Source organism: Paenibacillus sp. EZ-K15 (assembly GCF_002573715.1).
In the GTDB taxonomy this organism is placed as follows: Bacteria; Bacillota; Bacilli; order Paenibacillales; family Paenibacillaceae; genus Paenibacillus_AQ.
In genome coordinates this window covers 763537-782800 of the sequence record NZ_PDHM01000017.1, presented here as the reverse complement: position 1 = coordinate 782800, position 19264 = coordinate 763537, and the positions used below count along the sequence as shown (strand labels likewise).

Annotated in this window: 22 protein-coding genes and 1 tRNA gene; 18 read left to right on the top strand and 5 right to left on the bottom strand. The window is 49.0% G+C overall.

All coding sequences use genetic code 11. The features are described from left to right. Positions 1-36 precede the first annotated feature (36 nt). Positions 37-885, bottom strand: a complete 849-nt coding sequence (locus CRG97_RS20170; protein WP_098746612.1) for an alpha/beta hydrolase family protein — start codon at positions 883-885, stop codon at positions 37-39. Positions 886-1077: 192 nt separating this feature from the next. On the opposite strand from CRG97_RS20170, the gene CRG97_RS20165 reads away from it, so the two are divergent. The 9 genes from CRG97_RS20165 (at position 1078) to CRG97_RS20125 (ending at position 6282) form a co-directional block, all read left to right on the top strand. After that, positions 1078-1150 (top strand) — tRNA-His (locus CRG97_RS20165). A gap of 131 nt (positions 1151-1281) precedes the next feature. Continuing rightward, on the top strand, positions 1282-1542 hold the full coding sequence (locus CRG97_RS20160) for a YqkE family protein (protein WP_076322198.1): 261 nt from the start codon (positions 1282-1284) through the stop codon (positions 1540-1542). Between the two features lie 167 nt (positions 1543-1709). Continuing rightward, a complete protein-coding gene (locus tag CRG97_RS20155) occupies positions 1710-2294 on the top strand; it encodes a uridine kinase family protein (RefSeq protein WP_098746609.1) in 585 nt (194 codons plus the stop codon). Positions 2295-2427: 133 nt separating this feature from the next. Beyond that, positions 2428-3147, top strand: coding sequence for a DsbA family oxidoreductase (locus tag CRG97_RS20150; protein ID WP_098746607.1), 720 nt, complete (start codon positions 2428-2430; stop codon positions 3145-3147). A gap of 98 nt (positions 3148-3245) precedes the next feature. Then, entirely contained in the window at positions 3246-4052 is an 807-nt protein-coding gene (locus tag CRG97_RS20145; RefSeq protein WP_098746604.1) for a GNAT family N-acetyltransferase, read from the top strand. Positions 4053-4090: 38 nt separating this feature from the next. Beyond that, a complete protein-coding gene (locus CRG97_RS20140) occupies positions 4091-4690 on the top strand; it encodes a DUF4269 domain-containing protein (protein ID WP_098746601.1) in 600 nt (199 codons plus the stop codon). Continuing rightward, on the top strand, positions 4683-5153 hold the full coding sequence (locus tag CRG97_RS20135) for a DinB family protein (RefSeq protein WP_098746599.1): 471 nt from the start codon (positions 4683-4685) through the stop codon (positions 5151-5153). Before CRG97_RS20140 ends, CRG97_RS20135 begins: the two co-directional genes overlap by 8 nt. A 23-nt stretch (positions 5154-5176) precedes the next feature. Continuing rightward, positions 5177-5824 carry a TVP38/TMEM64 family protein gene (locus CRG97_RS20130; protein WP_098746596.1) on the top strand — a complete coding sequence of 216 codons (648 nt, stop codon included), beginning with the start codon at positions 5177-5179 and terminating at the stop codon, positions 5822-5824. A 140-nt stretch (positions 5825-5964) separates the two neighbouring features. Next, a complete protein-coding gene (locus tag CRG97_RS20125) occupies positions 5965-6282 on the top strand; it encodes a hypothetical protein (protein ID WP_098746594.1) in 318 nt (105 codons plus the stop codon). A 98-nt stretch (positions 6283-6380) separates the two neighbouring features. On the opposite strand, the gene CRG97_RS20120 is transcribed toward CRG97_RS20125, so the two are convergent. From CRG97_RS20120 to CRG97_RS20110, 3 genes are read right to left on the bottom strand one after another with little or no spacing between them, the layout of a single operon-like run. Next, positions 6381-8282, bottom strand: a complete 1902-nt coding sequence (locus tag CRG97_RS20120; RefSeq protein WP_098746593.1) for a CotH kinase family protein — start codon at positions 8280-8282, stop codon at positions 6381-6383. Positions 8283-8300: 18 nt separating this feature from the next. Continuing rightward, a complete protein-coding gene (locus tag CRG97_RS20115; protein ID WP_098746591.1) occupies positions 8301-9011 on the bottom strand; it encodes a DUF4956 domain-containing protein in 711 nt (236 codons plus the stop codon). A gap of 3 nt (positions 9012-9014) precedes the next feature. Beyond that, positions 9015-9728 (bottom strand): polyphosphate polymerase domain-containing protein, encoded by a 714-nt coding sequence (locus CRG97_RS20110; RefSeq protein WP_098746589.1) that lies wholly within the window; start codon positions 9726-9728, stop codon positions 9015-9017. A gap of 260 nt (positions 9729-9988) precedes the next feature. Between CRG97_RS20110 and CRG97_RS20105 the strand changes: the two genes are divergently transcribed. The 4 genes from CRG97_RS20105 to CRG97_RS20090 all read left to right on the top strand — a co-directional run bounded on the left by CRG97_RS20105 (position 9989) and on the right by CRG97_RS20090 (position 13775). Continuing rightward, positions 9989-11335 carry a sensor histidine kinase gene (locus CRG97_RS20105; RefSeq protein WP_098746587.1) on the top strand — a complete coding sequence of 449 codons (1347 nt, stop codon included), beginning with the start codon at positions 9989-9991 and terminating at the stop codon, positions 11333-11335. Then, positions 11332-11970 (top strand): response regulator transcription factor, encoded by a 639-nt coding sequence (locus CRG97_RS20100; protein ID WP_098746586.1) that lies wholly within the window; start codon positions 11332-11334, stop codon positions 11968-11970. Before CRG97_RS20105 ends, CRG97_RS20100 begins: the two co-directional genes overlap by 4 nt. A 190-nt stretch (positions 11971-12160) precedes the next feature. After that, complete coding sequence (locus CRG97_RS20095; protein ID WP_098746584.1) at positions 12161-13114, top strand: DoxX-like family protein; 954 nt, start codon at positions 12161-12163, stop codon at positions 13112-13114. Then, positions 13098-13775, top strand: coding sequence for a DUF4166 domain-containing protein (locus CRG97_RS20090; protein ID WP_098746582.1), 678 nt, complete (start codon positions 13098-13100; stop codon positions 13773-13775). Before CRG97_RS20095 ends, CRG97_RS20090 begins: the two co-directional genes overlap by 17 nt. On the opposite strand, the gene CRG97_RS20085 is transcribed toward CRG97_RS20090, so the two are convergent. Beyond that, complete coding sequence (locus CRG97_RS20085; protein WP_098746580.1) at positions 13765-15063, bottom strand: MFS transporter; 1299 nt, start codon at positions 15061-15063, stop codon at positions 13765-13767. The two genes, CRG97_RS20090 and CRG97_RS20085, sit on opposite strands and share 11 nt — an antisense overlap. Before the next feature lie 157 nt (positions 15064-15220). On the opposite strand from CRG97_RS20085, the gene CRG97_RS20080 reads away from it, so the two are divergent. The 5 genes from CRG97_RS20080 to nagZ all read left to right on the top strand — a co-directional run bounded on the left by CRG97_RS20080 (position 15221) and on the right by nagZ (position 19130). Then, positions 15221-15976, top strand: coding sequence for a DUF2087 domain-containing protein (locus CRG97_RS20080; RefSeq protein ID WP_098746578.1), 756 nt, complete (start codon positions 15221-15223; stop codon positions 15974-15976). Between the two features lie 28 nt (positions 15977-16004). Continuing rightward, positions 16005-16358, top strand: coding sequence for a GIY-YIG nuclease family protein (locus CRG97_RS20075; RefSeq protein ID WP_076322047.1), 354 nt, complete (start codon positions 16005-16007; stop codon positions 16356-16358). A 150-nt stretch (positions 16359-16508) separates the two neighbouring features. Then, positions 16509-17357 (top strand): DegV family protein, encoded by an 849-nt coding sequence (locus CRG97_RS20070; RefSeq protein ID WP_098746576.1) that lies wholly within the window; start codon positions 16509-16511, stop codon positions 17355-17357. 123 nt (positions 17358-17480) lie between these two features. Next, entirely contained in the window at positions 17481-17636 is a 156-nt protein-coding gene (locus CRG97_RS33330; protein ID WP_165593394.1) for a hypothetical protein, read from the top strand. 183 nt (positions 17637-17819) lie between these two features. Then, positions 17820-19130, top strand: a complete 1311-nt coding sequence (gene nagZ / locus CRG97_RS20065; RefSeq protein WP_481856215.1) for a beta-N-acetylhexosaminidase — start codon at positions 17820-17822, stop codon at positions 19128-19130. Positions 19131-19264 lie beyond the last annotated feature (134 nt).

Below are 19264 nucleotides of genomic sequence, written 5' to 3'. Positions count from 1 at the left end.
ATAAGTAGAAGTTGAGGAGCGCTCCTCAACTTCTACTTATTTCTTCAACCAGTCGAACATCCGGTTGATCGCCGCTGCATGCTGCGGCGGTGGGAAATGGTGCCCAAGTCCCTCGTACAGGTGGGCTTCCGGCCGATGTCCCTGCTCTTGAAGCTTGTCCAGCATCCGGTAACTATGTTCCACCAAGACCTGCTCATCCCGCGTCCCATGGACAATCAGGACCGGACATTGGATTCGGTCCGCATAATGGATCGGAGACCGGAGAAGGTATCGTTCCGGAAACTTGGTTGGCGTACCGCCAATGATGCGTTTCATCATTCTGCGCAGATCGATTCGTTCCTCGTAGGTTTGCGCCAGGTCGGAGACGCCGCTCCAGAGAATCAATTTGGATACATGCGGTGACAGGGCGGCTGCCACGGCTGCATTGATTGCCCCGCGGGAAAAGCCTAACAGATGAATACGATTGTTATCTATCCATGAAATGCGCGATAGCCATTCGATTGCGGAGATCACGTCCATCGTATCGGCACCGCCGAATTCATCCCTGCCCTCGCTGCCTTCATTCCCGCGATAGGCTGGAGCAAACACCGCATATCCTTGCGCTGCGAATTCTTCGACCCATTTCAACCTTACCGCCCCAACCCGTCCAATGCCACCGCGGCAATACAGGACCAGTGGCAGCTTAGGTTCAGTTGACCCGAAGGATCCTTCCGGGACAGTGTCCTTGTTCAAGGAGCATGCAAGCGTGCCGGTTACCGTTACGCCGGGTATGGCATCGACCGCTTCGGACATCTCATGGATGCTCGAATAGGGCAATTGCGGTGGCAGACCCAGATACCCCTTGACATGTAATCCCTCTGAGACATAATCAATATGATAGATCATCGATGTCCTACCTCCTATGCTTAAATCATATTGTATCGAAAAAGGGCTCTATTCTCAGATGTTGGAGTTCAAGTAAGTATAGTACGTTCTTTCCGTTGAAATCAAGAATGCACTGTAAAAAATTACAATTTGCCAAATGGATAAATGTCTGCTAAAATGTCTTCTTGAGAATATGAAATTCTCATTTTCTTGGCGGTCGTGGCGAAGGGGTTAACGCACCGGATTGTGGCTCCGGCATTCGTGGGTTCAAGTCCCATCGATCGCCCTCAAAGTAAAGTATGCATAATGGGAAGGAGAGCCGATAGGCTCTCTTTTTTTCGTGGTTATTCCCAACATAAATAGATGCCAGACCGTACATAAGATGATATAATGATGTGGAAATCGAGGTGAATCATCATGGCAAAAAAGAAAAGAACATCCCCATTGCCGCGAACTGAAGCTGCCGATAAACCCGCAACGTTAAAGGATATGCTGGACCCTCAAGTTCTAGCGAAGTTGAAGGCAACGACCGAATCCTTGAAAGCCAATGAAGCCGAGCGGCTTGAGCAGGAAAGGCAGGAACGGGAAGCTGTGCGCAAGGCTGAACAGAAGCGGCGCGATAATGATTTTGAATATTTACTGGAACACAGCGAGATGGATTGGAAAAAATATAAGTAACAGGCGGCGGTTTGCTGTCTGTTTTTTTCGTTATCGCGGTCTGTCTTGTGTGAGAGTACACCGGTTGATGTGTTTCATGCAACGCAGGAACTTTCAACTTCCTTGGATCGGTTGTATAATAATGGAACCTATACATTGGACATACATGCGGAGGAAGATGAAAGCATATGGAGCATAGGCAGACTTTAAGGATCGGGATTGGCGGAGGTTCGGGCAGCGGCAAGACAACGCTAAGTCTTAAGCTCAAGGAGAGGTTAAGCGAGCACAGGGTGACCATCTTCCATATGGATAAATACTATAAGCCCGTTAGGCCCTTAGCCAAGGCGCCCTTCACGAATCAAATATTTGAGGATTTTAACCATCCGGATGCCGTCGATATCGAGCGTCTGACCGAGGACTATGAGCACGCCGTCCATAGTGGCGAATACGATGTAATCGTTGTTGAAGGATTTCTCCTGTATCAGTTCGAATACCTTCGGAACACCCTTGATTTGAAGCTGTTCGTAGACTGCCCTGCAGATGAAAGAATGCTTCGCAGAAACCGCTGGTTTATCGATAAGGGGCATAACGAGGAAAGTGTGCTTCAGGAATATTTACAGCTTGTGAGATACAGGCACGATGAATACGTTGAGCCTACCCGCTGGCACGCGGATCTGGTAATGAATAGTTCCCTGACGGGAAATCAAGGCTTTGAGGTTGTGACGGATTGGATTCTAACCAGATTACTGGAGAACAGGAACCCACTTAGATAACAGGCGTGCTTGTACTCGGTATTCTAGAACATCCATGCAAGACCTCTCCGTATTCATGTGAGGTGTTGATGTCATGCTGAAAGCGGGTTACAATAAGTAAGTTAGTATTCATACTCGCTAGGAGGCGTAAAGAATGAAAGTTGAAATATGGTCGGATTTTATGTGTCCGTTCTGTTATATTGGTAAACGCCGTTTCGAATCGGCGTTGGAGCAATTCCCTAATAAAGATCAAGTTGAAGTGGTATACCGCAGCTTTGAGCTTGATCCCAGTGCATCGTATAAGACCGGGGTTTCCATGGATGAGATATTGGCATCCAAATACGGCATGAGTATCGAGCAGGCTAAGGCTGCGAACGCCAACGTGACCCAGCAAGCTTCAAGCGTCGGGCTTACTTATCACATGGATCGCGTCATCCCGGCCAATTCATTTGATGCTCACCGCCTGGTTCATTTTGCATCCGGGCATGGTAAAATGAAAGAAATGACGGAGCGGTTGTTCCGTGCACACTTTACAGACGGCGAGAATCTTGGTGATAAGAATCGGTTGGCTGATCTGGCGGCTGAAGTCGGCCTGGAGCGGGATCAGGCAGTGGCTGCCCTCGAGAGTGACGATTTCCAATCGGAAGTAAGGGCAGATGAATCCGCTGCAACAAATTTGGGGATTCGGGGAGTGCCATTCTTCGTACTGGGAGGCAAATACGCCGTGTCCGGTGCGCAGCCGCTGGAAGTGTTCACGGACGCTCTAGATAAGGCTTATCGTGAAGCGAATCCGCTAGTGATGGTGAATGATCCCGACAGCAGCGATGGCATGTGTGCCGACGGATCTTGCGATTTGCCGGGCAGCGCGAAATAAAACATACACAGCAAGTAAGAGCCCGAAGCATCAGTAAGCGATCTTCGGGCTCTATTTTTCCAAATAAGGATTACTAATCATAATACATAGGAGGCCATATGCGGCATCTTCCATCTGAGGAACTTATCCATCGAATTCAGGATTCAGAAAACGATTATATGTTGGATCGAATGAAAGCAATCGAAGGTCGGACCGGAAATCCCGAAGGGGTCGAAATAAAGCGCTTCGGCCATGCGCTGTGCCTGTACAGCAAGACGATGCCATGGCTTTCTTTTAACACGGTAAAAGGACTGCGTTCAGAGGATCTGAATAACTTGGACGATATCATCGACTTTTATCAATCGAGAGACCGCAAATTCCAGTTTGAGATCGTACCCGGCCTGGTGAATCAGGAAGTCCTGACTGCGCTTGCCGATCGCGGATTCTATCAATCTGCTTTTCATAATTCCATGTATATGAACCCGCAAGAGCTGAAGGGGGTGCAAGGTAATGGAATTGTGATCAGAACAATAGACAAAGATGAATTTGAGGATTATGCTAAAGTTCATTGCCGTGGAACAGGATTGCCTGATCAAGGAATTCCATCTGTAGCCGCGAATAATCGTGTATTGTATTCACGCCCGGGATGGAGCTTCTATATCGCTTATGTCGAAGATGAGCCGGCTGCAGCTGGCGTCATGTATGCAAATCAATCGACAGCGTCACTAACATTTGCGGCAACACTCCCGGAGCATCGTAGACAGGGCTTGCAGCAGGAGCTGCTTCGTAGGAGAATACAGGATGCCAAGCTTGCAGGATGTGATCTGATTGCCTCCCAATGTGCCTTCTTATCGCAGAGCCATCGTAACATGGAATCGATTGGCATGAAGCTGGGCTATGTTCGGACGACCTGGACCGAGCGCTAGCCTGAAAGTTCAGAGCAGTAAGGCAGGTGGTGGCAGCCATGCAAGAACATATGGATTTTCTTAATTTGGAGTACTTACGACTAGGCTCTGCTAAACAGAAGCAAGCAGCCATGGTTATAGACGAGCTTAGACTATGGGATCATTTGAAACCCTGCAACCCGATATTGGTGGGTACGATCCCTATTGGGATTGACATCGCTTCAAGCGATCTCGATATCATATGCCATGTGACGGATTTTGCCCGTTTTGAGCGAGAGCTCACGACGCATTATAGTGAACTTGTTTCGAATTTCACATGCTCATCCCGTACGGTCAACAACGTGGATCGCACGGTAGCGCGTTTTCGGTATAAGGGGTGGGAATTCGAGATTTTTGCACAGCCATTACCTTCGACGAAGCAGAATGGTTACCGTCATATGATTGTGGAATACAAGCTTTTGAAGCGGCTCGGTGAAACTGTAAGACAAGGCATCATCGAGCTGAAGAGGTCGGGCTACAAGACGGAGCCTGCCTTTGCGAAGCTGTTACATATCACAGGCGATCCTTATGAGGAGCTGCTCAAGATGTATCACTGGCCGGAGGATCGACTGGACGCCTATATTAAATCTTATATCGACAAGGAGAATGGATATGAGTGACAAACAGCAGCTGCTGAATGAGTATTCCGCATGGATCGGCAAAGTGAAAGAATTCGCGGAACAGGAAGAGGGATTCTGGAGCACCCCGATTGCAGAGGGGAAATGGGCCGTACGTGATGTGGTGTGCCATATCATGCGCTGGGATGAGTATTTTTACAATGAAGCCATTGCCAAAATTTCTACAGGGGATGCATTGACCGTCCGGCATATGGATTATGACACTTTCAATGAACAGTCGAGGCAATATGCCAAGACGTTATCAACAGAAGCGCTGGTGGATCAGACGATAACCGCAAGGGAGAAGCTGATTCAGGCGATCGAAGCCTTGCCTGAAACGTCATATGAGCTTCGGTACACGGACGGGGACGGGCATCCCTTTGAGGTAGCGCAATTTATGCGGGATTTCATCTGGCACGACAACCACCATCTGGCTCAGCTGAATCAGGTGCTTCAGGTCAGCTAGTCGGCAATACTTAGCAGAAATGGGTGAAGTCATTGATTGGCTACTTGGACATCATGTCTTACTTTACAGAGAGCAATCTGGAATGGTTATTAGAACAATTTAGAGCATTAGGCCCTCTGCCGGGCATCCTTCTGACTTTTCTGAAATCCTTCATTCCACCTATGCCCACGATCGTGATCGTAGGTGTGAATGCGGCGGTGTATGGGCTGTGGGCAGGGTTTCTTTACTCTTGGATCGGCATGGTGGCAGGATGCTTAACGACCTTTCTCATCGTGCGCAAAATATCCGGTACGGCACTGATCGAACGCTGGGCGAATAAACCTAAAGTTCAGCGTGGTATGCGCTGGATTCAGCGTAACGGTTTCAGTTACGTTTTCCTGCTTGGCATACTCCCCGTAGGGCCGTTTGTTGCGGTCAACGTAGCCGCCGGGCTGGCAAGAATGAACCTGATGTCCTATCTGATGGCTGTAACCTTGGGCAAGGGCATTATGGTGTTCTGTGTCTCTTACATCGGTGCCAACCTATCCGATTTTATTGCGGAACCTTTTAAATTGTTCGGTGTCCTTGCCTTTATCGTGCTGTCCTTGTGGGTCAGTCGGAAGCTGGATTCATACTTTATAAGAAAACAATCGGTACACGATCAACAAGCAGAGTTAGGTCCCATTAAATAGCATCATTGCTGAGGAAAAAAACGGACGGTATGGTTCTTCATGACCATATCGTCTTTTGGCATATCTCGATCTCGACTTTTGCTGTATAATGGAAAAATAGTGATGTCAAAACCAGCATGATTGAAAAGGGAGTAAGTGGTATGACCAAATTGGCCTCATCCATTCTGGAAATGATTCGTATGATGATCATAATGATGTTTGTAGTAGCTGCATTGGGCAGTATTGAACATAGCATACTCGGGTCGTGGATTCCCTGGAAAGAGTTATATTTCCTGTTTTTGTTCACAGGAAATATACTATGGTTTCTGGTTCTTTACCGGAACCGCCTGCAATTCAGTGGATGGTATCGTTCATCCGAAACGCAGCGTAAGCTGTCAAGAAATACAACGAGGATCGTGATGACTCTGGGTTTGATGCTGATATTAACACCGGCGTTTATCACGTGGTTAACCGCATAATGGAGACGGGAGTCCCGGGTATTTGCTAAACAGGTTTACAATATATGAAGGGACTGTCCCAGGCATTAACCTTTGGGACAGTCCCTTATTTAGTAGAGTTAGAGTCTTTTCCGTTTATATAGAGTCACAAAGAGACAAGAGAGAAGCAGCAGCAGGATGGACACTCCGGCATACAGGGCTTCCTTAGTACTGCCTTGCTCTTGGGAAGACCCCCATTCGCCGGGCGGCCCCATTCCTCGACCGCCCTGCATCGGTCCGCCAAACTCACCGCCAAATCCCCCATTCCCCATCTGACCTTGAGGGAAGTCTGGCATCTCCCCTTGGCCGTTCTGCCCCGGTATTTGAGGCATGGTTAGCTCAGCTCCGTCAGATGGTTCTTGATTCTGCGTCGGTGTTTGTGCCGCAGGATCTTCTGCATTCTGGGATGGTTCCGTATTTGCAGCAGCAGAAGATGGAGAAACCTTTATCTGTTCATTGGAACTATTATCTTCCGTGTTGTTAGGATTAACGGTACTATTCCTGTCAGCTCCGTCGCTTGAAGCGCCATTAGGCGCAGCGTCAGGAATGTTGCCATCGGCAGCACCATCTGGTGCCGTGCTCGTTTTGCCGCCAGGCATCATGCCACCAGCATCGCCAGGCACCATCCCGCCGGCGCCATCAGGTCGCATGCCGCCGCCTCGGCCAAGACCCATGCCACCGCCTCCGCCAGGACCCATGCCACCGCCGCTGCCGCTGCCATCCCCTGCGGAGGGGATCGTTCCATCCAACTGCTGCTGGATGTTATCTGTCCATTTTTGGACGTATGCGGTTAGTGTCGGGAGAGATTGCTCATATTCCTCGTAAGAGAAGAAAGGTCTTGGGTCCTGCTTGACGTGCTCGGAAATCAATTCTTGCAATTGCGTCACCCGTTCATTGAATATTTCCTGCTGCATGTAACCTTCCAGCATCTCCGAGAGGATGGCGTGATAGCGATCCATATATTCATCAACCTCCAGCAGCTTGGCAATCAGCGGCCGTTCCGCCAAGGCTCCCTGGGTTGGCTCGTCAATGAGGACGCTGGAGCTGCTGAAGGTCCCGAATGACATGTTGTAATCCCAAGGCAGGATAGAGAAGACGCCATTGTTCTCATATAAGTAATAGTTCTGTTTAGTGGTACCTATATAACTGTCCATATTGGAGGCGACCACATTCAAGGCAACATACTTGAGCACATTATCCACATCCAGGACCTTCTCATAGTCGGAGCCGTTATTGAGCTCATCCAGCATATCGATCAATATGTTGTCATTGGATGACTTGGATTTCATGACTAGTCCGGTGTAGGAATCCGGATCATTGCCAAGCCAGGTAAGATCACTGCCCGTACCCCTCATTTCAGCCTTGTACAACGCTCCGTACGAATTATCGAAATGACGCTGCAGGTAGGAATCGTCAATCTGTTCAATCGCGAGGTAAAAGCCCCATAATTCGTCGTTAACATAGACATTAACATATGAGAAGCCCGGTGTCGGCAGTCCAACGGACTCTGCCAGCTCGTAAGTCAGGAATTCCCGCATATACGAGGCGTCGCTGTAGTTGTTGTTCAGATTGATTTTACTGATTCCATTCAAGGTCTGATTGAGATATTCGTCAAAGGATATTTTGAAGCTGTAGCGGTCGGAGTCGGAATTGACCACGCTGCTCAGGCTCAAATTGCCTTTGGTGCGAATACCAACATGGTCATACTGCATGCCGTTGTAATTTACGGACGCTTCTTTATATTCTTCCGCGCTGGCATTGTCCAACATATCCTGGAAATCGGCTTCGTCGATCGTAATTTTAACGTCGATAACCTTATCCTTCGGAAAAACCGTGGAATCGATCTGCTCCTGCAAGGCATCATTGGTCGTGCTGCTGCTGTCAACCGTTCCCGCGGTCGGGGTTGTCCCATCGCACCCTGAAAGCAGGAGGATTATGACCAGTACTAAGGACAGCAGGACTGGCGTTTTTTTCATCATCATCTCTGACCACCGCCTGACTTAGGATACATAGTCGCCACTGTAACTGATCAGAACCGCGTTATGCACACCTGGCAGCTGGGACAGCTTGTTCACGAACTGGCCTTCGGCATCACGCAGGCGTACTTCCAGCGTCAGTTCAATGCTGTCTGGCGTAACGGTTTTTTGCTTCAGATTATAACGCTTCACGGCTTGACCGATTTGTTCCTTCACGGCTTGCTCGCTCTGCTCATTATTGCAATGAATCACGAGCAGATAAGGCGTATCCACTGTTGCTTTTTTAATGAAGAAGAACAGGATAAGACCGACTACGATGGAGCCGATCCCTGCCAGTGTGTAGAACCCGGCTCCGGTTACGATTCCGGCAACCGCGGCCCAGAACAGGAAGATCAGATCGGTTGGATCTTTGATTGGCGTACGGAAACGGACGATGGAGAGTGCGCCGACCATACCGAGCGAGAGCACGAGATTCGAGTTGATGGCAATGATGACAACGGCCGTGATCATGGTCATCCCGATCAGAGACACGTTAAAGCTTTTGGAATACAGCACCCCGCTGAAGACTCTTTTATAGAGCAGATAAATGAATAACCCAATAACGAAGGCAACGGCCAGCGTAATTAGAATTTTGGCGATGCTGATATCGGATACGAAGTTTTCCATGACGGAGTTTTTGATGATATCCGAAAAATTGGTGGTGCTTGTACTGCTTGATGTAGATGTGGTGTTCATGAATTATTGATCCTCCCATGTGTTATATTTCAGAAATTTGCGGCACATCACGTACTTGGAGGCCGATTGACGGCCCAGTCCTTCCAGCTGTAGCGCGATTTTGATGTAATCCGGGATATACTCGTCATATTTGACTTCCAGTATGATTAGATTCTCATTGATCGCCCGGATGGGCAGCAGATTCCGATTGAACAGATTCGTGGAGTGCAGGCCGGTTCGAAGCTCCTTATCAAACGTAATCCGGACATTTCCGTAAGGACAGACATACGGCTCGCGGACATAATCGACAATGACCTTGGGCCGCAGCAGCTTATGCTTCATCTCGTGATACAGCTCCATCATCAATGGTTTGTCTGGCTGATAGAGGCATTCATATTCGCCAGCCATGATCTGATCGACCATCTCCCTTGTGAGCGGCTCCTTCAGCTTGGCGATGTAATCCCGGAATTTGATTTTCTTCTCAAAATGGATAGTGTCGTCGGTTACGTTGTAGATGCGGATGCGGTATTTCACGCGGTCCCGAACCCCAGCCAGTTTCTCGTATAAAGCTTTGTTGTTGATATCGTCAAAGTACAAACTTCGAATGTGATATTCCCCGCCAGGTCCAGCATGCTGATCGTAGTTCACCAGATTTCTCAATCGTTGACGGATGATTCGATACTGGTGAATATTCACAAAAAATTTCAGCTCGTTCCGGTATTTCAATGGGGTTGTCATGATTCCACCTCGTTTCTCTCTATCATTCGTTTGCTTGTTTGCTTACGAAATCTATCCTATCAATCGTTCCTGATATCTTTCTTAAATGCGGCTGAATGTAAACTGAATGTTTTTGCTATGTAAAAATCGAGGTTTCGAAGTAAACGGAATTCATGATTCGATGGATCGTGCTTGTTCGTGGAGGTAAGGAAGGAGGTCCCGCCGCTGTTACAATTATGGTAGGATGAAACTATATTCGCGAAGAGAATGGACGATGCGTCATGATATATTATGTGGTAGCGCTTTGGAGCGCGGCGGCTGTGCTGCTATTCAATCAGCCTCGGAGCGAGGTGAACCGCTGGGCGGCTTTTTTTCTATGGAGCGCAGGGATCGGCGGCTTGACGGATTTGCTTGCGCCTTCCGGTTTTATTCCGGTCCGGTACGAGCCGTGGATACAATTTCTCAACCATACCCTGACACCGTACGGCGTGTTGATATTTTGCATGGTGTATACCCGCAGACCTCAGCATCATAAGAGAATGCGCGATTTCAAAATAGGCTTGTTTCTGCCGGTGCTCGCGATGCTGGCACAAGTGCTTTTGACGGAGGGTTACCGAATTCATTATGGCTGGTTATTCGTGTGGACGGTTCCCTATTATGTGGCCGCATGTGCCTTGCTTATTCGCGCGTTGTCGCAAGAGATGAATCCGCAAAAACGCAAAAGCATGTGGATCACTACCTGGATTATGGTGCCTACCTTACTCGGTGTGATGCTGCTGATTAATGTGGGAAATCTGATCTCGCCCGGTTATGATTCGTTCCGGTATGTCTCCTTGTTCATTCTGTATTCACTGGGCGTTGCCGTCATCTGTACCTTTGTGTACGGCGTCCTGGGCGTACGCCTGAAATTTGAGCGCGATCCGCTGGATCGCACGATGCAAGCCGTCAGCTCGGGGACATCGATGCTGAATCATACGATCAAGAACGAGATCGGGAAGATTGCGATGAGCACGGAAAATGTAAAGCGGCTGCTGCCACAGGACAACGGCGTTGCCATGGAACAGCTTGAAGTCATAGCGAACTCATCGGAGCATCTGCTTGCCATGGTGGGGCGCATGCAGCAGCAGATGAAGGCATTCAAGCTGGTGGAACAGCCTGTCCGCGTGGATCAGCTGCTTGCTGAACTGCAGCTCCGCGAACAGGATCAGCTGCGCAGGCATGGCGTTGAATTGAAGGTGATCTGTAGTCAGCGGCCGTGGCTGCTCGCGGATACCGTCCATTTGAAGGAAGCGATCAGTAATCTCATTCGTAACAGTGTGGAGGCGATGCCTGAAGGAGGGCTGATTACGATAACGATAATCGCAGACCGCAAAGGAGCGGCGATTTCCGTTAAGGATAACGGGATTGGCATTCCGAGAGCGCAGCAGGCACTTGTGTTTGAACCTTTTTTCAGCACCAAGGGTCATAAGAAGGATAACTTCGGGCTTGGTTTGTCGTATGTGTATAACGTGATGAAGAAAAGCGGAGGTTCCGTAGGTCTGGAGAGCCGTGAAGCGGTTGGTACGGAGATTACGTTATATTTTCCGCGTAGTAAAATTATTCGTTTATCCGGGAGGGAAGAAGCTTGAATCGCATACAAATCTTCTTGGTAGAGGATGACCCGGATTGGATTAAATCGATGACCGTTTTTCTAAATGCGCAGGAAGATATGATCGTTGTCGGGACAGCCGAGTCGCCTGAACAAGCGATTGCGATGGCGCAAATCCTCTCCTTTGATATCGTGCTTATGGATATTCAACTGACTGCGGGCCGACTTGACGGGATATACACTGCCGCCGAAATTTATGAGCGTAAGCCGCAGGCCAAGGTCATTATGTTGACCTCGCTGAGTGATGAGCAGGTAATCACTCAATCCTTTACAGCTGGAGCCGTCAATTATATTGAGAAGTCGAAGTATAAAGAGCTTCCGGCAGCAATCCGAAGCGCCGTGCTCCATCCGGGGTCGATGGAGGTGCTGCTCAAGGAATTTGCCCGCCTTAAGCGTGAAGAGCAGCTGCGCGTCTTGACGCCTGCGGAGCGTGAGGTGTTTGATCTGTTGGATGAAGGGTACACCCATTCCCAGATGGAGAAGAAGCTGTTCAAAACCGAGAGCACGCTCAAGAACCAGATCAATAAAATTTTGAAAAAGCTCGGGGTAAGAAGAAGCAAGGAAGCCGTGGAGAAGGTCCGCCGCAAAGGGATTGTAAGAGAGAACGACAACTAGCTCTGGTACAGATTAAGACCGGATTATATAGAAGGATTGGAAGAGGTACTACGAAACGTAGTACCTCTTCTTGGTATGTTCTACAAAAGTGAGGTCTAACCGCGAGTTACCCGAGGCTGTAAAATGACTTGTAAATTAGAGAGGTGTCCGACTTAAGATCTAAAGGACATCCCAAGGGGAGCCAAAGCACATGAAGAGAAATCCCATCTATGTTGAACTTGATATCAAGACGGATATGGATAAGCTGTGGACGTTGACGCAAAGGCCTGAGCTGCATCAACAGTGGGATCTGCGATTTTCCGAGATTCATTATTTACCGGAGGCTGATTCAGACATCCAGCGGTTTTTATATAAAACCCGCATTGGGTTCGGACTGCAAGTTACAGGGGCGGGAGCCACGAAAACGGTTGTCCACCCGAAGACGGGGAATCGGATCTCGGTGCTGCGCTTTGGCTCGGATCAACGCAGCTCCCTAATTCGGGAGGGCAGCGGCTATTGGAAGTATGCGGACAAGGGAAGCGGGTGCATAAACTTCTCTACCCAATACGATTACAAAACGCGGTTCGGCATGGCGGGCGCCTGGTTAGACCGCTTGCTGTTCCGGCCTATATTCGGCGCGGCGACGGCATGGAGCTTTGATGTGCTGCGTTTATGGGCAGAGAAGGATATTCCGCCTTCGGCAACGATCCAAAAGGCACTCATCCATGCCTTGAGCGTACTTATGCTGGTCATTCTATGGTGTTATGAGGGGTTGGTACCGAAGCTGTTGTTTCCGGAAGCCGGGGAGCTTGATCTATTGAGGCAGTCAGGCTTGGCAGGAGGCCAGGAGGGCTTGGTGCTGACATTACTCGGCATCACCGAGATCGGCGTCGGATTATTGACGTTGCTCTTTCATAAGAGTCGGTTGTGGTACAGGCTGCAAATTCTCCTTCTGGCGATCTTGATGCTTGGAGCATGGATAACAGACCCTCAATTAATGAAAGCCCCGTTCAATCCGTTAACGCTTAGCGTATCCATGATGGGATTATGCTTCATGGCTTTGCTGTCTGCTGCAGATTTACCGAGCGTCTACCGCCCGGCACGAAGACATGTCCCCGGGCATAATTCCCGTAAAGGAGGGGAGAGGCATGACCTCGATCTATGAACAAGCTCTAGGCTCGCAATTTCAAAGGCTTCATCCTAAAATTCGGGAGCGGTTCGGGTTTGACAGCAAGGATAACATTGCTTCGATTGGCGAAGGCGTCATGGAGGAGATCTGGTACGCACCTTGGGCTGCACTACCTCTCTATATAGGCACGACGCGGCATATTATGTTTCCCAATCGAGGGATAGGGATTCCGTTTCGGATTGAGAACTATGCTTATCGGGATGAATGGGGAAGAGAAACGGTGACGTGGTGTCGCAGCTTTGATTTTCCGGGCATTCAGAGGCGGTTTGATGCCACGATGATCTATAGTGCGCAGCGCAGCCGTGTCGTGGATTATTTAGGGAATAAACAGCACCTGGCGGTCGATCTCCGGATTGCCGCGGGGGCTAACGGCGGAATTCGCATTCAATCGGGGGAGCAGAGGTTTTATGAGGGGCTTTTGCAGTTTCGAGTTCCCCGGTGGTTCACCGGAACAGCCGATGTATGCGAGTGGTATGATGACGGGAATCAACAATACCGGATCTCCGTTGAGGTGGACAATCCGATATGGGGGCCTGTCTTCCGGTACAAGGGAAGCTTTCAGGCCCGGACCATGGCTGTAGCCGATGGAGCTGTTCCGCTCCATGTGAAACCTCTGCGGGTTGAGGCTAGAGAGTAGCAGCGGTATCGGAGGAGGAGAGGCTGCTGCTCTTGCGCTCACGGAACATTCGGTAGTATAGAAACGAGGATACAACATATAGCGTTCCGGTAATACAAAATGTGATCGCATATCCCCAATAGCTGCCGTAAGTGGTGACGAGTTTAGATTGTACGGGTCCCATGGTAGCCCAGCCCAGCATGAAGGCTGTTTGCGTGACTGAATTGGCGATTCCTCTTCGGTGATCCGGTACGCGGTCGATCAGAATAGAGGATTGTATCGGATTGGCGGCATTCATCAGAGCTTGGCGGAACAGGAAGCCGACCGATGCAATGAGGAGTACGTTCGTGAACCCGGTTAACAGCAGGAAGGGCAAGGATAGGACTTGAAAGAGCACCACGGCCCTGACGGCTCCCACCCGATTCACCAGTGTAGGTCCAATCAGCATCGATACGATTGTCATGACTTGTCCGAGTGATATCAGAATTCCGACAGCTGATAACGATACCGAGAAGCGGTTGGTAAAATATAAATTCAAATAAGGCACGACAAGCCCTGATCCCAGGCCGATTAACAATTGAGCAAGCGCGAACTGACCGATGACTTTGTAATCCCCCAAACCGGAGGTGTTCACAGCTACTCCTGCCTGAGCTGGTTGATGATCAGTAGGCGGTGCATCCAGTGCCTGTATCTCCTCGGCCTTCTGGTCGGTTGTGAACAAGAGCGGGATAAACGCCGCAAAGGTTGCCAGGCCGCCTATGAAAAGCGCGGTTTTCAAGCTGCCGACCTTGTGCATACCAACGGCCTGCAGGGCATCCGCCAAGAATCCGCCTCCCATGCTTCCGAGCACTTGAGAAGCAAGAACCAGCGAGGCGTGAATACTAAAGATCCGCATGCGAGCCGATTTCGCCGTGTTTTCCGCTAAAAAGGGGATAGCCAGCACCTGAAAAAAGGATGCGAATAAACCGGTATATATCGCAAGACCAAGCAAGCTGAACTCGCTTTCAAGAAAAGAGCGCGCGATCAGTCCCGCACCGCTTAACAATGCCCCTAAGACGAGGATTCGCTTGCGGCTGCCACGGTCTCCGATCAGGCCGATCGGAATGAACATCAGTGCCGTTGCTAGGGATTGAATACTGACCACTGTTCCATTCATGGAGTCATTATATCCAAGGCCTTGTATGTACAAATTGTAGAGCACGCTAAACATGCCGGTACCGATCTGATACAGCACGTTAGCTAGAAAAAACAGCTTGATGTTACGCGGCCAAGAATGCATTTCTTTTGCCGACTGTTGAATGAAACCCATGATGATACCCCCTAAATTTTACAGCAGCACCCTCTATTCTAGCAGGTTCCACATAAGGGAGGAAGAAATATTATATGTGAGTGGAGCACGATTGACATGTTATAGACAAAAATATAAAATGTCTATACAAATAACTAATTGAAAAGTGGTGTTTGCATTGGATCCGAACGAGCGTTTCTGGAATGCTTCTATAGATGAACTTAAACAAGGCTATATTGACGATGGGCCCGTATGGGTATGCCTCCTGTGCGGCAAGACGATTGAGAAAGGGATCATCTACCCGGACCAAGATGTGTTATATGAGTCAGAACGATACATGACCGTTCATATCCGCCGGGAGCATGGCTCCGTGTTTCAGTATCTGTCGGGGCTCGATAAGAAGCTGACTGGATTGACGGAGCATCAGAATCGATTGCTCCAACTCTTCTATCAAGGCAAGAACGATAAAGAGGTACAACAGGAGCTCGGCATAGGCAGTGCATCGACGATTCGCAATCACCGGTTTGCCTTGAAGGAGAAGGAAAGACAGTCCAAGGTGCTGCTGACTTTAATGGAGCTGCTGAAGGAAAAGGATGACCATGCACCGGCATTCGTGGAAATTCCCAAGCAGGCCAAAATGGTGGATGAGCGCTACAATGTCACGGAAGAAGAGAGGCAATCGATTCTGGCCAAGGTGTTTCCCGAAGGGACCGATGGCCCGCTGAAGACATTTAAGCTCAAAGAGAAGCAGAAGTACGTTGTTTTACGAGAAATCGCAGCCCGTTTTAAACCGGATGTCTTGTATTCCGAACAGGAGATCAACGATACGATCGGAAGAGACAATCCCGATTATGTGACCATTCGCCGATATTTGATCGAATATGGTTTTTTGAATCGCAAGGATGATGGAAGCCAGTACTGGCTAACGACCTAAATGGAAGCAAGAAGGAGGCCCTAACGCCATGAATCGCAGACAGGAATTAAATCAAATGTATAAGGAAATCAAGATTGAAGCAGGTGTGTATCAAATTCGAAACACAAAGAACGGCAAGGTATTTGTTGCCGGAACGAATAACTTGAAGACCATGAATGGCAAACGATTCGAGCTGCAGATGGGAACAAGCTACAATAAGACGCTTCAGAGGGAATGGAACGAGTATGGTGAGGATGCTTTTGTCTTCGAGATTCTGGAGACGATTGAGCCGAAGCAAGATCCGTTCTATGATCTGAAGGACGCGGTCAGCAAACGGGAGGCATATTGGATTGAACAGCTGGAACCTTTTGGAGAAAAGGGGTATAACGCAGAGCGAAAATAAGGCTTTTGTGTGGCGAACCTATGTGAAGGATATGAAATCACATTCCTTTCGTTTGCAATGCGTTGTAAGGGTAAGATATGATGAATTTAGAGGCTTAAATCGCTTCCTTTCCTACTTCTTACTACACGAAAGCGAGACGTGAACACGATAATGAGATCCATAGCTTGGGTAACCGACAGCACGAGTACAATCGATCCTAAATTCGCCAAGGAAAATCATATTTATATTGTACCTTTGAGGTTGATACTTGGACAGGAGGCGTACAGGGAAGGAATTGACATCTCGGCAGAGACCTTTTATGAAAGAATGAAAGATGAACCGAAAGTCAGCAGCTCACAGCCTCCAATCGGTGAATTCATCGAATTATATGAATCCCTGAAAGTGAAGTATGATGATATTATCGCCATTCACTGTTCATCCGAGCTCAGCGGAACATTGAATTCATCCATGCAGGCAGCAGAGATTGCCGAGGTACCCGTGGTTGGCATCGATTCTCAAGCGGGAGCGTTTCCGGTACGCGAAATGATCATGTCCGGGATTCACTGGCATAGCCAAGGGGATACCGTGCAGATGATCAAAGATAAAATTCAGTCCATGGTACAAAACATGTCGTTCTACCTTATTCCGGCAAGCCTGCACCGGCTTCACAGCAGCGGTCGGGTATCCGGCACCCAGCTTCTTCTCAGCAACCTGCTCCGCATTCATCTGCTGCTGCGTTTTGATGAAGGCAAGGTCATTGTGGAAGAGAAGATCCGGACGTTCAAGAAGGCCAAGCAGAGAATGTTGGAACTTATGAAACTGGATTTACAGAAAATTAAAAAGGTCTGCATCATGCACGCAAACAACGTAGAAGAGGCCGAAGAAATCCAGAAGGAAATCAGCGGAGCCCATCCGGCGTTGAAAACCGAAATCATGACCTTTATTCCCGTTGCGGGCATCCATGCCGGCGAAGGCACCATTGCGATGTCGTGGATTAAATATCATCCTGCTTATTCCTAGTTATAGTACAGATCCTGCCTGCAGATACTATCTGCAGGCTTTTGCTTGTTTTTCGATTCTATACGACCTGTGATGGTTGTATATGTAGTAGGAGATGATTCCAAGGAAAGGAATGACGTTCACATGAAGGTGATTATCACGCAAGCTGAGGCAATGCAAAAGAATATATGGGATGATATTATGCTGATGTTCGGAAGAACGGATGAGGATGAAGTGTGGGACACGGAGCAGTTTATATTAACCGAGGAGCAAGCCCGTAAGCTCGGACTGCTTAAATAGGCGAGGAAGAGCCGTTGTCGATGCGGCTCTTTCTTCTTTCTTAGGCGGGCAGCTTAGGCTTGGTTTGGGCTGTAAGGAAATCATGTTATGATGGAAGGACTCTGTGGAACAGAGGACGAATATAATAGTGTGAATTTGAAGGAAGGTGACAAGTTGAAGCGTAAGACAAAATGGACGTGCTTAATGATGCTGGTTGTCATCTTGCTATTGGCTGTGGCAGGTTGCCGGGGCGGAGCCGAATCGGGTAGTCCCGGGGACAACGGGCCAGGAGCTTCGCCTTCGGAGCAAGTGCAGGAGCCGCAGACTCCTTCTCCAGATAATGAAGACGGGACACCGCCTTCATCAGGCAGCACGGACAACGAAGGCGAGGACGGGAATTTGCCTGAGAACGAGCCTGAAGATGCGGTAGCTGAGCTTCTGAATAGCATGACCGTCAAAGAGAAGATCGGTCAGCTGGTGCTGGTTGGAATCGAAGGGACTGCCTTGGATGATACCTCGCGCAGATTGCTGGAGGATTACCATGTAGGCGGATTTATCCTTTTTAAGGATAATATCGATAGCGTACAGCAGTCAGTAGACCTATTGAATGAGCTGAAGAAGGCAAATGCTGTGAATCCTGTGCCGCTATGGCTGAGTATTGATGAGGAGGGTGGACGGGTTACCCGTTTTCCCGATGAATATGTGAAGCTGCCATCAAGCGGCAAAATCGGAAGCAGCGGGGATCTTGCACTGACCAATCGTGTTGGTGGTCTTATCGCGCAGAAGGTGTCGGGAGTCGGACTCAATATGGTTTTTGCCCCGGTGCTGGATATTCATAGCAACCCGAACAATCCGGTTATCGGCGATCGAGCCTTTGGCACCACAGCAGAAACCGTAAGCGCGCAGGGGATCGCCTCCATGAAGGGGATACAGAAGAATGGTGTCGTTCCTGTAGTGAAGCATTTTCCTGGGCATGGCGATACTTCGGTCGATTCCCATCTCGGTCTGCCTGTTGTTGACCATGATCTAAAGCGTCTGCATGAAGTGGAGCTGGTACCTTTTCAACAAGCGATTGATGAAGGGGCCGATGTGGTCATGGTTGCGCATCTGCTGATGAAGGGCATTGATCCGGATACGCCATCCTCCTATTCGAAACCCGTCATAAACGATTTGTTAAGGGAAGAAATGGGGTTTAAGGGTGTCGTTATAACGGATGATATGACAATGGGGGCTATTTCCGGCAGCACGGACGTAGGAGAGGCTTCCGTGAAGTCCGTCGTCGCAGGGAGTAACATGATTCTGATCGGACATGAATATGCATTGGAAGAAGCGGTCATTCAGGCATTGACCAAGGCTGTTGATAGCGGCGTAATCACGGAGGAGATGCTGAACGACCGCGTAAGGGCAACGCTTGAACTAAAGCACAAATATCAGCTGAGCGATGAGCCCGTGAAGGCTCCCGATGTGAAATCGTTGAATCAGCAAACGAAAGCAGTACTAGATCAGCTCAAATAAACGTAGCATATGTAGTGTAAGAGGATGATCTTGTACTTGTACAAGGAGGAGGCATGTCTAGTTCCCCAAGGGAAAGACAGAATTGGAGTATATAAAAACCCGATCTCAGGCTGAGATCGGGTGAAATAGACTAG

Excerpts from the sequence above, each read along its gene's own strand:
- CRG97_RS20170 (WP_098746612.1), bottom strand. The coding sequence starts at position 885 with ATGATCTATCATATTGATTATGTCTCAGAGGGATTACATGTCAAGGGG.
- CRG97_RS20160 (WP_076322198.1), top strand. The coding sequence starts at position 1,282 with ATGGCAAAAAAGAAAAGAACATCCCCATTGCCGCGAACTGAAGCTGCC.
- CRG97_RS20155 (WP_098746609.1), top strand. The coding sequence starts at position 1,710 with ATGGAGCATAGGCAGACTTTAAGGATCGGGATTGGCGGAGGTTCGGGC.
- CRG97_RS20150 (WP_098746607.1), top strand. The coding sequence starts at position 2,428 with ATGAAAGTTGAAATATGGTCGGATTTTATGTGTCCGTTCTGTTATATT.
- CRG97_RS20145 (WP_098746604.1), top strand. The coding sequence starts at position 3,246 with ATGCGGCATCTTCCATCTGAGGAACTTATCCATCGAATTCAGGATTCA.
- CRG97_RS20140 (WP_098746601.1), top strand. The coding sequence starts at position 4,091 with ATGCAAGAACATATGGATTTTCTTAATTTGGAGTACTTACGACTAGGC.
- CRG97_RS20135 (WP_098746599.1), top strand. The coding sequence starts at position 4,683 with ATGAGTGACAAACAGCAGCTGCTGAATGAGTATTCCGCATGGATCGGC.
- CRG97_RS20125 (WP_098746594.1), top strand. The coding sequence starts at position 5,965 with ATGACCAAATTGGCCTCATCCATTCTGGAAATGATTCGTATGATGATC.
- CRG97_RS20120 (WP_098746593.1), bottom strand. The coding sequence starts at position 8,282 with ATGATGATGAAAAAAACGCCAGTCCTGCTGTCCTTAGTACTGGTCATA.
- CRG97_RS20115 (WP_098746591.1), bottom strand. The coding sequence starts at position 9,011 with ATGAACACCACATCTACATCAAGCAGTACAAGCACCACCAATTTTTCG.
- CRG97_RS20110 (WP_098746589.1), bottom strand. The coding sequence starts at position 9,728 with ATGACAACCCCATTGAAATACCGGAACGAGCTGAAATTTTTTGTGAAT.
- CRG97_RS20105 (WP_098746587.1), top strand. The coding sequence starts at position 9,989 with ATGATATATTATGTGGTAGCGCTTTGGAGCGCGGCGGCTGTGCTGCTA.
- CRG97_RS20095 (WP_098746584.1), top strand. The coding sequence starts at position 12,161 with ATGAAGAGAAATCCCATCTATGTTGAACTTGATATCAAGACGGATATG.
- CRG97_RS20090 (WP_098746582.1), top strand. The coding sequence starts at position 13,098 with ATGACCTCGATCTATGAACAAGCTCTAGGCTCGCAATTTCAAAGGCTT.
- CRG97_RS20085 (WP_098746580.1), bottom strand. The coding sequence starts at position 15,063 with ATGGGTTTCATTCAACAGTCGGCAAAAGAAATGCATTCTTGGCCGCGT.
- CRG97_RS20075 (WP_076322047.1), top strand. The coding sequence starts at position 16,005 with ATGAATCGCAGACAGGAATTAAATCAAATGTATAAGGAAATCAAGATT.
- CRG97_RS20070 (WP_098746576.1), top strand. The coding sequence starts at position 16,509 with ATGAGATCCATAGCTTGGGTAACCGACAGCACGAGTACAATCGATCCT.
- CRG97_RS33330 (WP_165593394.1), top strand. The coding sequence starts at position 17,481 with ATGAAGGTGATTATCACGCAAGCTGAGGCAATGCAAAAGAATATATGG.
- nagZ (WP_481856215.1), top strand. The coding sequence starts at position 17,820 with ATGATGCTGGTTGTCATCTTGCTATTGGCTGTGGCAGGTTGCCGGGGC.